The 13,023-nt window shown below is 37.2% G+C and carries 10 protein-coding genes; 3 read left to right on the forward strand and 7 right to left on the reverse strand.

What is annotated here, in order from left to right; genetic code table 11:
* Window positions 1-109 precede the first annotated feature (109 nt).
* On the forward strand, window positions 110-1,312 hold the full coding sequence (locus BGO88_RS02330; protein WP_286705803.1) for a sensor histidine kinase: 1,203 nt from the start codon (window positions 110-112) through the stop codon (window positions 1,310-1,312).
* Window positions 1,313-1,379: 67 nt separating this feature from the next.
* On the forward strand, window positions 1,380-2,738 hold the full coding sequence (locus BGO88_RS02335) for a CoA-disulfide reductase (RefSeq protein ID WP_286705804.1): 1,359 nt from the start codon (window positions 1,380-1,382) through the stop codon (window positions 2,736-2,738).
* A gap of 112 nt (window positions 2,739-2,850) precedes the next feature.
* Here the strand turns inward: BGO88_RS02335 and BGO88_RS02340 are convergent, their stop codons facing one another.
* The 7 genes from BGO88_RS02340 to BGO88_RS02370 all read right to left on the reverse strand — a co-directional run bounded on the left by BGO88_RS02340 (window position 2,851) and on the right by BGO88_RS02370 (window position 11,422).
* Window positions 2,851-4,830: a protein-disulfide reductase DsbD family protein gene (locus BGO88_RS02340; protein ID WP_056066543.1), complete on the reverse strand. Its 1,980-nt coding sequence runs from the start codon at window positions 4,828-4,830 to the stop codon at window positions 2,851-2,853.
* Window positions 4,827-6,131 carry a tRNA lysidine(34) synthetase TilS gene (gene tilS, locus BGO88_RS02345; protein WP_286705805.1) on the reverse strand — a complete coding sequence of 435 codons (1,305 nt, stop codon included), beginning with the start codon at window positions 6,129-6,131 and terminating at the stop codon, window positions 4,827-4,829. Before tilS ends, BGO88_RS02340 begins: the two co-directional genes overlap by 4 nt.
* A gap of 39 nt (window positions 6,132-6,170) precedes the next feature.
* The gene (locus BGO88_RS02350) at window positions 6,171-7,457 is read right to left on the reverse strand and encodes an anthranilate synthase component I family protein (RefSeq protein WP_286705806.1); all 1,287 of its coding nucleotides are present in this window, start codon (window positions 7,455-7,457) and stop codon (window positions 6,171-6,173) included.
* A gap of 115 nt (window positions 7,458-7,572) precedes the next feature.
* Window positions 7,573-8,979 (reverse strand): dihydrolipoyl dehydrogenase, encoded by a 1,407-nt coding sequence (lpdA, locus tag BGO88_RS02355; protein WP_286705807.1) that lies wholly within the window; start codon window positions 8,977-8,979, stop codon window positions 7,573-7,575.
* 192 nt (window positions 8,980-9,171) lie between these two features.
* Window positions 9,172-9,384: a hypothetical protein gene (locus BGO88_RS02360; protein WP_286705808.1), complete on the reverse strand. Its 213-nt coding sequence runs from the start codon at window positions 9,382-9,384 to the stop codon at window positions 9,172-9,174.
* Window positions 9,385-9,519: 135 nt separating this feature from the next.
* Window positions 9,520-10,872 (reverse strand): Na+/H+ antiporter NhaA, encoded by a 1,353-nt coding sequence (nhaA, locus tag BGO88_RS02365; RefSeq protein ID WP_286705809.1) that lies wholly within the window; start codon window positions 10,870-10,872, stop codon window positions 9,520-9,522.
* A gap of 91 nt (window positions 10,873-10,963) precedes the next feature.
* Window positions 10,964-11,422, reverse strand: coding sequence for an Lrp/AsnC family transcriptional regulator (locus BGO88_RS02370; protein WP_056066528.1), 459 nt, complete (start codon window positions 11,420-11,422; stop codon window positions 10,964-10,966).
* Between the two features lie 168 nt (window positions 11,423-11,590).
* Here BGO88_RS02370 and BGO88_RS02375 point away from each other — a divergent pair, with 168 nt between their 5' ends.
* On the forward strand, window positions 11,591-12,814 hold the full coding sequence (locus BGO88_RS02375; RefSeq protein WP_286705810.1) for an aminotransferase class V-fold PLP-dependent enzyme: 1,224 nt from the start codon (window positions 11,591-11,593) through the stop codon (window positions 12,812-12,814).
* Window positions 12,815-13,023: the final 209 nt, after the last annotated feature.

Here is a 13,023-nt window from a genome sequence, read left to right on the forward strand (position 1 = left end):
CCATAGTAAATGTCGAACCAAATTAGAAATAGAATATTTTTATTGCGAAAACAAAAACCATTAACCCGTTTTTTTCGTATAAAAAGACATAACCTAATTTTTGCTTCAAATGATTTTCCCTCAAATACCACACAATGAGAAGGAGCGTCTTGATGCCTTATTGGCTTATAAAATATTAGACAGCGCTCCGGAAAAAGATTTCGACGACATAGTCAAACTGGCTTCTGAAATCTGCCACACTCCTATCTCAACCATTACACTGGTTGATAAAGACCGTCAATGGTTCAAATCAAAAATTGGCCTTGAATTTTCAGAAGGAGCCAGAGATACTTCTTTTTGTGCCCATACATTAAATAATCCACGCGAAATGATGATTGTGTCAGATTCGCTTGAAGATGACCGTTTTTATGACAATCCTAATGTTATCGGGCATCCGAATGTTAGGTGTTATGTTGGTGTGCCTTTAGTTGATCCGAACGGCCATGCTTTGGGTTCGTTGTGCGTTATTGACAACCAACCGAGAAATTTGGATAATTTCCAACTACTGGCCTTAGAAAAATTAGCCAATCAGGTTATCAATCTGCTGGAATTAAGGAAAAAGAATTTTCAATTAATGGAAAACCACAACATGCTGCTTTCCAAATATAAAGACCTGGAGCAATTTGCTTCTATCGTTTCACATGATATCAAATCTCCTTTGAACAATATCATGATGTTGACCCGGTTACTTCAGGAAAGCAATCATGACCAGCTTGACGGAGACGGAATGCAGATGCTGGGTTATATTTACAAATCATCTGAAGAGTTGAAAAAACTGGTAGATGCCATTTTGGAGTATTACAAATATGACAACGAACAGGTTATTGCCAATGAAAATATCAGGCTCAATGACTTCATGCAATATCTCATTGATATACTGGATACTAAAAATGAATTTCAGTTCATACTCCCCGATAAGAATCATAAGATTCGTTCCAATAAAATGGCTTTGGGACAGATTTTTTATAACCTAATCAGCAACAGTATAAAATACAACGATAAGCCAAAAGGCATCATCCATATTGATTTTTCTGAAACAGAAGATTTTAATATTATTTCTATCGAAGACAATGGCTGCGGTATCGACAAAGCCAACCATCACAAAATCTTCAACATTTTTGAAACTTTAGGAAAAACAGACCGTTTCGAGGCAAAAGGAACCGGAATAGGTCTTTCAACCGTACAAAAAATGGTACAGAAGTTAAACGGAAAAATAGAAATTGAATCGGAATTAGGGAAAGGAACCCGATTCAAAGTATTCCTCAAAAAGTAATCTCTCCCTATCTTTTTTTATATCAGCCAAAATGTTTACATTTAAGCATCTTGGCTGATTTTATTTTATGAAAAAACAGAAACTTATTATAATTGGCGGCGATGCTGCCGGAATGAGCGCCGCTTCGAAAGTGCGGCGGGAAAACAAAGAAATTGAGATCATCGTATTTGAAAAATCGGAATATACCTCCTATTCCGCTTGTGGCATTCCGTATTTTATTTCAGGAAAAGTAAGTTCTTCCGATGAGCTCATTATAAGGACACCGGAACAATTCAAAAAGAAATATAATATTGATGCGCGTATACTGCATGAAGTACTTGAAGTAGACACAGACCATAACAGAGTTTTGGTTAAAAACAGTCTTGAAAAAACACAATTCTGGGAAAATTATGACAAGCTGCTGATTGCTACCGGAGGAAAAGCCTATTGTCCTGAAGTAGAAAACAGGGATGCTGATGGCGTTTTTGGCGTTTCAACATTAAGAAGCGGTATAAAAATCAATCAATATATAGAAAATAAGAAACCAAAACATGCAGTCATTGTTGGCGGCGGTTATATTGGATTGGAAATGGCAGAAGCCCTTCTTATCAAAGGCCTCAAAGTTTCCTTAATTAATCGTTCCGAAGAAATCATGAATACCCTTGACCCTGACATGGGCAAGACCATTCGTGAAGCTATGGAAAATCTGGGCGTCACTATTTATCTTAAAGAAGAACTCAGGCACTTTGAAGTCAAAGACAATACCGTTTCTGCGGTTGTGACGAATAAGCAAAAACTGAAAGCCGATATGGTTATTTTAGGAATGGGAACAAGCCCAAATACTGCTTTTCTAAAAAATTCAAAGATTGCCCTGTCTGAAAAAGGAGCCGTTAAAGTTTCCAGAAGACAAAGAACCAATATCCGAAATGTGTGGGCTGCGGGTGATTGTGCCGAAACGTACCATCTTGTAAGCAAAAAACCTTTTCATGTAGCTTTAGGAACCGTAGCGAATAAAACCGGTGTAGTTGCCGGAAAAAACATTCTTGGGCAAAAGGCTGCTTTTCCCGGAATTGTAGGAACAGCCGTCTGTAAAATATGCTCCTATGAAGTAGCCCGAACCGGACTACTGGAAAAAGAAGCAAAGACTTTAGGAATAGACTACATAACGGCAACCATACAATCCAAAACCAGAGCCCATTATTATCCGGATGCCAAAGATATCTGCGTAAAACTTATAGCCGAAAAGAACACAGGAAAACTGCTTGGCGGACAGATTATTGGTGAAGAAGGCGCCGCAAAAAGAATTGATGTGCTGGCAGTCGCACTTACGAATAAACTCACTTTAAGAAACATTATCGATTTGGACTTATCGTATGCACCTCCCTTCTCTCCTGTTTGGGATCCTGTGCAGATTGCTGCCCGAAAACTAATTGGTAACCAGGAATAAAAACAGTTGCTCACAAAGACGCAGGTCGCTAAGCAAAAAGTATAACTTATGAAATCTATCTGATATAAAGTTTCGGATAATCGATAAAAAAATTAAAGAAAAAAGGGGGATTTTACAATCCCCCTTTTTTATGTTTTGAAATTCCTGATTTTAACCAGGCTTCATACTCTTCTTTATCTGGAGTGTAACCTACCGGCTCATTTAAATCATTTCCTTCTGAATCCAGAATAATATAATACGGTTGTGCATTTGCCTTATATCTTGTGATTTGAAAATCACTCCATTTGTTACCTTTAGTTTTGATTTTTCTTCCGGTTTCTTTAGAAACATATTTTTCAGCTTCTGCGAGTTCCTGCTTTTCATCCACATATAAGGAAATCAACACTACATCATTTTTTAGAATAGACTGGATGTTATTGTCAGACCATACAAAGTCCTCCATCTTACGGCAATTTTCACAACCAAATCCGGTAAAGTCTAATAAAATTGGCTTATTTACTTTTTTAGCATAGGCAACGCCCTGGTCATAATCTGTAAAAGCGACAATATCGTGAACTGCTAATTTTGCACCTTCGGGAAGTGCTTCACCGGAAGAAGTCCCTCCTCCTTTTGAGTTTCCAACTCCATACGGTGACTCGCTATAAGTTATAGACGGAGGGAAACCGCTAATAATTTTTAACGGGGCACCCCAAAGTCCCGGAATAAGGTAAATCGTAAACGATAATACCAAAAGACCTAAAGAAAACCTGCCCACAGAAATATGGGTTAGCGGACTATCATGCGGCAATGTTATCTTTCCGAATAAATAGAACGCCCAGGCTCCAAACACGGCAATCCATATGGCAAGGAAAACTTCTCTTTCCAGTAAATGAGTCTGCATTACCAAATCTGCCTTTGAAAGGAATTTAAATGCAAAGGCTAACTCTAAGAATCCTAAGGAAACTTTAACCGTATTCAACCATCCGCCTGATTTTGGAAGTGAATTCATCCATCCCGGGAATAAGGCAAAAAGCATAAACGGAAGCGCTAAGGCCAATGAGAATCCCACCATCCCCACAATAGGCGCGATACCGCCTTTAGAAGCAGCTTCGACTAAAAGCGACCCTACAATTGGTCCTGTGCAGGAAAAAGAAACTATTGCCAGGGCTAACGCCATAAAAAAGATTCCGATAAAACCGCCTCTGTCTGCCTGTCTGTCTACTTTATTAGCCCATGAATTCGGCAAAACAATTTCAAAAGCACCTAAAAAGGAAGCAGCAAAAAATACCAGCAGAATAAAGAAAATAATGTTAAACCAAACGTTGGTTGAAAGGGCATTCAATGCATCTGCTCCAAAAATTGCAGTAACCAATGAACCCAATATGACATAAATTAAAATAATTGAAACACCATATAATATAGCATTTCTTATTCCCTGAGATTTGGTTTTGCTTTGTTTTGTAAAGAAACTTACCGTCATCGGTATCATTGGAAAAACGCAAGGTGTCAGTAAGGCTGCAAAACCAGAGAAAAAAGCAATCAGGAAAATAGTCAAAAGTCCTTTTTCAGTTTCCTTTGCCGGTTTTTGAGTGGTTACGGTTTCTGCTTTTTTTTCGGCTTTGGTTGTTACCGGTTCAGAAAACGTCTTTACTTCCTGAGCAGTGAGATTTTTCAGGTCAAACTCAAAATATTTATTTTGTTGGATGCAGACCTTTTTACAGACCTGATACGACAGTTCAATCTGTACAAGGTTATTGTCTTTATTAGTAATCTTAATCTTCTGCTTTAGCTGTACGGTATTTTCGAAAAAGATCTCATCTATTTTAAAAATATCGTTGAATTCAGTACGTGTTTTACTTTCTTCGGCTTTACCTGTTGCCTCAAAATTACCCTCACCATTATTCATCAATACTTCCAATGGATTTACACCACCTTCTGGCGTAAACTGAGAATACATATGCCACTCCGGCTCAATCACGCCGTCAAAAGTCATTTCATATTCTGTATCAGATAGTTTTTCTATTTTGGAAGTCCATTTTACAGGGTCTAAAATCTGCGCATGAGAAGAAACAAGGGCGAAGAAGAAGAACAGCAGGAGGCTTATTTTTTTCATTTCAGGATTTCTATTTTTAATATTTGTTGAGTTGTATTGCTTACATAAAATCTACGGTCTGAACGTTTTCCTATAATCCAGACTATCTTATTGTCAGAAATCAGCAGCCATGTATTTTCTTTTTCGCTTAAAGACATTTTCTCGTCTTTAAAATACTTGCTGACTTTCTTTTTTCCATCGATTCCAGTCGGACAAAAATAGTCACCTTCCCGCCATTTTCTAATATACAACGGAAACTTTAACGTTTCTTTATCTACATAAATCCGGTGAGTATCTGAAGCCTTTATTATTTGGTCTGTTTCTGAGATTTTCAGAGGTATGGGCGTCTTGATTTCATTGCCAATTATTTCATAAATGCCGGAATCTTTTTCTTTGATAGGCTCTAAAATCAGATATTCTCTATCTTTCAGCAGCCTGTAGTTTTCAGAGAGAATTATTTTTCCGGATTGGGCTTCTGTGAGTTCATAAATATCTTCCCACGCTCTGAATCCGAAAGGTTTTAGCCATTCATACAAATAGGCCTTATAATTAGCCAGTCTTTTCAGTTCTGAAATATTGAAATGCTTCTGGTTTTCTTTTTCAGAAACGACCTGCTTATAAACCAAAACCGAAGCATCTTCTGCTAATGATTTTGCCTGTTGGAGATTATTCAGAGTATCCTCAAAAGAATCCAAAAAAGAAGGATTCAGGCTTTTCAGCATTGGAATAATATCATGACGCAGCTTATTCCGGAGGTATTTGTCGGATGCATTACTACTGTCTTCCCTCCATTCAATTTTATTTTCAACGGCAAAATTTCGGATTTCTTCCCGGTTAAAATTCAGAAGCGGACGTACAATCCTGTTGTTTTGGGCAGGGATTCCTGTCAATCCATCCAGTCCTGTGCCTCGTGTCAGATTAATCAGGAAAGTTTCCAGATTGTCATCCAGATGATGTGCCGTGAGTATATAATCGAGCTTATTTTCTTCAAGCAACTGATAAAACCAAATGTAGCGAAGTTGCCGTGCCGCTACTTGAATTGATAGTTTATTATCTGTAGCAAAACTTTCTGTATCAAAACGGGTTACGAATAACTTAATTTTGTTTTGTAAAGCAAAATCTCTGATAAATTTTTCATCCCCATCACTTTCATTTCCGCGAAGTTGAAAATTACAATGTGCCATCGTAAAAGTACAATCCGATTCTTTTAACAGATATGCCAAAACCATGCTGTCAAGACCTCCGCTAAGTGCCAATAACAGTTTTTTTTCTTTTAAGAAAGGAAGGTTTTCAGCTAAATGTTTTTGAAATTTTAAAAGCATTTCCAAAGATATAAAAAGGAAAAATGAATACCTAGCACCTTACGATTCCAATACTTCACGCATGGCCTTTGCTTTCAACAGGCATTCTTCATATTCTTTTTCAGCAACCGATAATGCTGTTATGGCACTGCCTACAGAAAAGGAAACATATCCGTTTTGTTGGTTATACAATATACTACGTATGACAACATTAAAATCAAAATCGTTTTCCGGTGTAAAATACCCCACAGCCCCGCTGTAAAGACCTCGTTTGGTTCCTTCCAGATCTTCAATAATTTTCATTGCAGAGATTTTTGGCGCTCCCGTCATACTTCCCATAGGAAATGTTGTCCTGATAATTTCTACAGCAGATTTTTCTTTATCTGCTTTGGAAATAACTGTTGAAATCAAATGATGCACCTGTTTGAAGGTATAGGCCCCGCAAAGTTCCTCCACTTCTACAGAATTTTTTGCTGCCGTTCTCGACAAATCATTTCTCACCAGGTCAACAATCATGATATTTTCCGAACGTTCTTTTTCATTGGATAATAACCTTTGCTTTATGGCTTCATCTTCCTGAAAATCCGGATGTCTTTTTGCCGTCCCTTTAATAGGTTGCGAAATAATCTTATCCTTCTCTTTTCTTAGGTACCTTTCCGGTGAAGCCGATAAAAGATACTGTTTGTTGTTTTTAAAAAATACGGCAAAAGGCGGTTCCGAAATCTTATTCAGACTTTTATAAGTTGCTATAGGGTTAATTGTTGCGTTTTCTGCAAAAAATTCCATGCAGAAATTGGCTTCATATATGTCTCCCCTATGGATATGCTCCTGCATCTCTGAAATTTTTTGCAAATAGCTCTGTTCAGAAATGCGTTGCTGTATTTTTAATTTTTGTTCAGCGTTAACCGGAGTAACCTGTTTGTTGATTGCTTCCAAATCCTCCTCTATTTCATCATCACACATATTCAGGTAACAAATCTCCAACTGATTGCCCTTCAAAAAGAAAAGTTTTTTAGGTTGGAAGAAAAACAGGTCAGGAAAGTGCAATCCGTCAAAATTGGCAGATACCAAAGCTTCCGTATCATTTTTCAAATCATACGAAAGATAGCCAAAAAGCCAGTCTTTAGTCGTTTGCTGGTATTGTTTCAGGTCTTCAAAAGCATTATGCTCGTCTGTCTGGATTAACGTAAAAGCATCGACGGCAAGCACTGCATCAAAAGACGTATAATTTTGACGGTAGTCATTGCTGTCTAAAAAAAGGGCTTCGCGAAATTGTTCGGACCAGCCTAAAAGCTGCTGTTTAAATTCCTTTGGGTTTTGGACCTCTATAATGATGGATGTTCTCAAGAATGCTTTGTTTGGAGACAAAATTACGATTTAGTTGTGAAAAATAATCGCTATATCAGGCATGAAAAAACCCGCTTCTTTTGAAAGCGGGCTTTTTTATCATAATTAGCGTCTGTTACATATGTATTGACCTGTTGTCTGTTGCAGCAAGTGCCGCTTCTTTTACAGCTTCAGCATAGGTTGGGTGAGCATGGCTCATTCTTGCAATATCTTCAGCAGAAGTCTTAAATTCCATTGCTGTAACTGCCTCCGCAATCAAATCGGCAGTTCTTGCACCAATCATATGGATTCCTAAAACTTCATCTGTTTTAGCATCGGCAAGGATTTTTACAAAACCGTCTGTATCACCGCTAGCACGCGAACGTCCTAAAGCCTTGAATGGGAAACTTCCTGCTTTATATTCTACTCCTGCTTCTTTCAATTGCTCTTCTGTTTTTCCAACAGCGGCAACTTCCGGCCATGTATAAACAACTCCCGGAATCAGGTTGTAATCAATATGCGGTTTTTGTCCGGCAAGAGTTTCTGCAACAAATACACCCTCTTCTTCAGCCTTATGTGCTAACATGGCACCTTTGATTACGTCACCAATTGCATAAATATTCGGAACCGAAGTCTGTAAATGGTCGTTTACTTCAATCTGACCTCTTTCTGTAATTTTCACCCCTGCTTTTTCAGCATTTAATCCGTCAGTGTAAGGACGACGTCCTACTGATACTAAAGAGTAATCTCCATCAAGAGTAATAGTTTCGCCTTTTGCATTTTCAGCCTGAACCTGAACACCATCTCCGTTTCTTTCAACTGATTTTACTTTGTGCGACGTATAGAATTTCATTCCTTGCTTTTTCAATACTTTTGTCAATTCTTTTGACAAACCGGCATCCATACCCGGAATGATTCTGTCCAGATATTCTACTACAGAAACCTGTGCTCCTAAACGCAGGTAAACCTGCCCTAATTCCAAACCAATAACACCACCACCAATAACAATCAGGTGTTTAGGAACTTCTTTTAAATTCAAAGCTTCTGTTGATGTGATGATTCTTTCTTTGTCAATTTTGATAAATGGCAAGGTAGATGGCTTCGAGCCGGTTGCGATAATCGTATATTTTGCTTCAAGAGTTTCAGATGAACCGTCGGCTTTGGCTACATTGATGTGCGTTGCATCTTCAAAAGAACCAACTCCCTGAAAAACAGTAATTTTGTTTTTATCCATAAGGTATTTGATTCCTGAAACGTTCTGGTCTACCACGGTTCCTTTGCGGGCAACCATCTGTTCAATGCTGAATTTTACTTCTCCGGTTATTTCGATTCCGTGTTCCTTGAAATGCGAAACCGCATCATAGTAATGGTGCGAAGAATCAAGCAATGCTTTTGACGGAATACATCCAACGTTCAGGCAAGTTCCTCCTAAAGTACTGTATTTTTCAATGATTGCGGTGTTAAAACCTAATTGTGCAGCTCGGATTGCAGCAACATATCCACCAGGACCTGAACCTATAACGACTACGTCAAATGAACTCATGATATATATTTTTTTGTGTTTTTAAAATTTGTGACACAAAATTAAGGAAGTTTTTTTGTTCTAGGAAACGCTTCGCTGTTTAAAAGTTTTCTTATTGTTTTATTGGTCTTTAAATACCGTAGAAGTCATTTCAGTCCATAAAAAAACTGCCCAGGTTTTATTCCGGACAGCTCTTTTAATTTTTATTATCTGCTATATTGGCGACTGGTCGCAGGTATAGACTTGCGGGCAGGCAATATAATAGACACAATATTTCGGACCTGTCACAGCACCACTACACGAGCAGCCGCATAATGATAAATCAATGGAAGTGTCCAAATCTACCGATCCTTGTCCTTTAATTGCTTTTAAGTTTTCTTTTGAGAGTACTTCTACTCCGGCGATGTTTAAAATGTTTGTTTTCATAACAATTATGTGGTTAAGTTAATAATCTCAAATATAATCATTTACGTTTTTTTATTTTTACGATTTTCCACATATTTCAAAACTTTAACAAAATAAACCTATAATAATCAGGTTATTCCTTATTAAATAGTATAATTAAACATCAACTCTTGTTATTTCGGTTTTAGGCTTTCGATTAAGCAAAAAATACCCTAAAATTCCGGCAATTATAGAAGCGGCAAATATGGCTATCTTAGCTTGTGTAACATGTTGCGGGTTGTCATAAGCAAGTGTTGTTATAAAAAGACACATTGTAAAACCAATACCGGATAAAACACTTATACCCAAAAGATGGCTCACTGTCATTTTCTTTGGAAGCTTTACCAATTTCAGTTTAAGCAACAAAAACGTAATTCCAAAAATACCGAGAAACTTTCCTACTATCAGTCCTGTTACTATACCCAAAAAGATATTATTTGAAAACAAATCACCAAAGTCAATATCAAACACAACTCCGGCATTTGCCAAAGCAAAAATGGGCATGACGATAAATGAAACGACAGGATGCAGGCTATGTTCAAGACGTTGCAAAGGTGGAGTTGCATGTTTTGTCATCGATTTCATTTTTTTTATGATGTTTAACTGTCCTTTCGTCAAGGTAACCCCTGAGAGTGATTCTGTTTTATCCAGTTCACCGGAATACGACCTGATTTTAGACAGAAAACCTTTTTCACTTATTTTAGTAGTAGCAGGAATGGTAAACGCTACTAATACAGCCGCTATTGTGGCATGGACACCTGAAAGTAAAAACGGAATCCATACACCAATAATACCTACAATACCATAAAAAAGTGTGCTCCTTACCCCTATTTTATTGGCTAAAATCAGCAGTAGAAAAAAGAGCAATCCTAATCCCAGACTCCACATCGATATTTCATTAGTATAGACTAAAGCAATCACCAAAACAGCACCAATATCATCTACAATCCCAAAAGCCGTAAAAAAAATCTTCACAGACACCGGAACCCTATCTCCCAATAAGTATAAAATCCCAAGCACAAAAGCAATATCGCACGCCATAGGAATTCCCCATCCATTGATGGCCTGGGTATCAGACCCGTTAAAAAGAAAAAAAATAAGTGCGGGAAAAATCATTCCGGAAATCCCAACTATAATAGGGAGGACTGCATTTCTAAAACCTGACAACTGGCCGTCCACCATTTCCCTTTTCAACTCCAGACCCAAAACAAAAAAGAATATAGAAATCAAACCGTCATTAATCCAATGATGCAAATCATAATCCAAAAAAACAGTATCATTAAATCCAATCGAGATTCTGTTTTTCCAAAATCCTAAAAAAGATTCCGACCAGGGTGAATTGGCTAAAATCATAGCAATAATGGCAGCGCCCAAAAGTACCACACCACCCATAACAGAATTGCTTATAAAAGATTTTAACGGATTGATTATGTATTTGTCAACTGTAGTCTGTTGTAATTGATGCTGCATGTAATTTTTTTTGGTTATTCTCAAAAATAGATTTTTAACATTTAAAAACCAATGATTACAAGCACATTAGCATTTATTTAGCTTTTTGAAATCAAAAGACAAAAGCAGTAGTATTCTTGACTTCTCCAATCATAAACATACTGTGCGTACTGCCAATATGCTGCAGACTTGTAAGCTTTGTAACCATAAATTCCCTGTACTCTTCCATATTTTCCACACAAATTTTAAGTATGTAGTCATAATCACCGCTTACATGAAAACATTCGAGAACTTCATTGAGCTGTACGACCTCTTTTTCAAATTGCGAAATAAATTCTTTAGTGTGCTGCATCAATTTTAAGTGGCAAAAAACAACAAATCCTTTCTGAATAGTGTTCCTGTCGAGAAGAGCTACATATTTTTTTATGATTCCTTCCCTTTCCAGTTTTTTTATACGTTCATAAACAGCTGTAACGGAAAGGTCCAGCTTTAGGGAAAGTTCTTTAGTCGTACGCTTGGAATCCTCCTGCAGCAGTTTTAAAAGTTTTTTGTCAATAGTATCTAATGTCATCATTGATGGATTTTCGGTTGATATAATATTTTACAATACAATTCAGATTAAAAAACTATCAAAATTATAATTTATAGTTTAATATTCTAAATTTTAAATATATAATTGATTTTTTACTTATTTGATTGTTTTTTTGGTTTTTATTTTACTATTAAATAGCACCATATTATGAAAGATTTTAATCCGGCAGACAATATTCAGGACTTACAATATTTTGGAGAATTTGGAGGCGTAAACCCTTCTATCTCTGATTCTTCTACTTATACTTTTTTATCGGCAAAAACAATGTTCGACACTTTTGAAGGCAATGCTGAAGGGTGTTACCTGTATTCACGCCATTCCTCTCCAAGCAACCTGTATCTCGACAAGGCTCTGGCTGCTATGGAAGGTACAGAATCTGCAAATGTGGCGGCTTCTGGTATGGGTGCGATTACACCAACCTTATTGCAATTGTGCGGAAATGGTGACCATATTGTTTCCAGCAGAACTATTTACGGAGGAACTTATGCCTTTTTAAAGAATTTTGCTCCTAAATTTGGTATCAAAACAACTTTTGTAGATATTACAAAGTTGGATGTTGTTGAAGCCTCTATTACACCTGACACTAAAGTTCTTTATTGCGAAACTGTGAGCAACCCACTTCTTGAAGTGGCTGATATTGCCGGTTTAGCTAAGATTGCCAATAAACACAATATCAAGTTGGTAGTCGATAATACTTTTTCGCCATTGTCTGTTGCTCCTGCAAAACTGGGTGCCGATATCGTAATACACAGTTTGACAAAATACATTAATGGTAGTAGTGATACCGTAGGCGGTGTTGTTTGTGCATCACAGGAATTTGTGAATAGCCTGAAAAATGTAAACAATGGTGCGAGTATGCTTTTAGGACCAACAATGGATAGCCTTCGTTCTGCCAGCGTGATGAAAAACCTAAGAACATTGCATATCCGTATTAAACAACATAGTTACAATGCTCTTTATCTTGCTGAAAAGTTTGAGAAAGATGGATTGAAAACAGTCTACCCAGGATTAAAAAGCCATCCGAGCCACGAATTATACAAAAACATGATTAATCCCGAATATGGCTTTGGAGGAATGATGACGATTGATGTGGGTACGTTAGATAAAGCAAATGAGCTGATGGAATTGATGCAACAGCGAAATCTGGGGTATCTGGCCGTGAGTTTAGGATTCTACAAGACTTTGTTCAGTGCTCCGGGAACTTCTACATCAAGCGAAATTCCTTTAGAAGAACAAGCAGAAATGGGATTGACCGATGGATTAATCCGTTTTTCAATCGGATTGGACAATGATATTGAAAGAACTTATTCTATGATGAGAACCTGTATGGAAGACTTAGGAATACTGGATAAGTCTATGGCTTTAGCATAATAACCAACCTAAATAAACCGTGATGCCTTTTTAGTTCCAATCTGGAATTATAAAGGCATTTTTTTCTTTAGAACACTGGCTTCTCTAATTCCTCAGATTTTCACTTATTTTAAAATCTGGGATAATCTAGGTAATCTGTGGCGTATATATTTGATTATTTATAATTTAAGAACGCGGATAACGCTGATTTCACGGATTTCCATCCGTCT

Source organism: Flavobacterium sp. 38-13 (assembly GCF_001899155.1).
Taxonomy (GTDB): domain Bacteria; phylum Bacteroidota; class Bacteroidia; order Flavobacteriales; family Flavobacteriaceae; genus Flavobacterium; species Flavobacterium lindanitolerans.

Excerpts from the sequence above, each read along its gene's own strand:
- BGO88_RS02330 (WP_286705803.1), top strand. The coding sequence starts at position 110 with ATGATTTTCCCTCAAATACCACACAATGAGAAGGAGCGTCTTGATGCC.
- BGO88_RS02335 (WP_286705804.1), top strand. The coding sequence starts at position 1,380 with ATGAAAAAACAGAAACTTATTATAATTGGCGGCGATGCTGCCGGAATG.
- BGO88_RS02340 (WP_056066543.1), bottom strand. The coding sequence starts at position 4,830 with ATGAAAAAAATAAGCCTCCTGCTGTTCTTCTTCTTCGCCCTTGTTTCT.
- tilS (WP_286705805.1), bottom strand. The coding sequence starts at position 6,131 with ATGCTTTTAAAATTTCAAAAACATTTAGCTGAAAACCTTCCTTTCTTA.
- lpdA (WP_286705807.1), bottom strand. The coding sequence starts at position 8,979 with ATGAGTTCATTTGACGTAGTCGTTATAGGTTCAGGTCCTGGTGGATAT.
- BGO88_RS02360 (WP_286705808.1), bottom strand. The coding sequence starts at position 9,384 with ATGAAAACAAACATTTTAAACATCGCCGGAGTAGAAGTACTCTCAAAA.
- nhaA (WP_286705809.1), bottom strand. The coding sequence starts at position 10,872 with ATGCAGCATCAATTACAACAGACTACAGTTGACAAATACATAATCAAT.
- BGO88_RS02370 (WP_056066528.1), bottom strand. The coding sequence starts at position 11,422 with ATGACATTAGATACTATTGACAAAAAACTTTTAAAACTGCTGCAGGAG.
- BGO88_RS02375 (WP_286705810.1), top strand. The coding sequence starts at position 11,591 with ATGAAAGATTTTAATCCGGCAGACAATATTCAGGACTTACAATATTTT.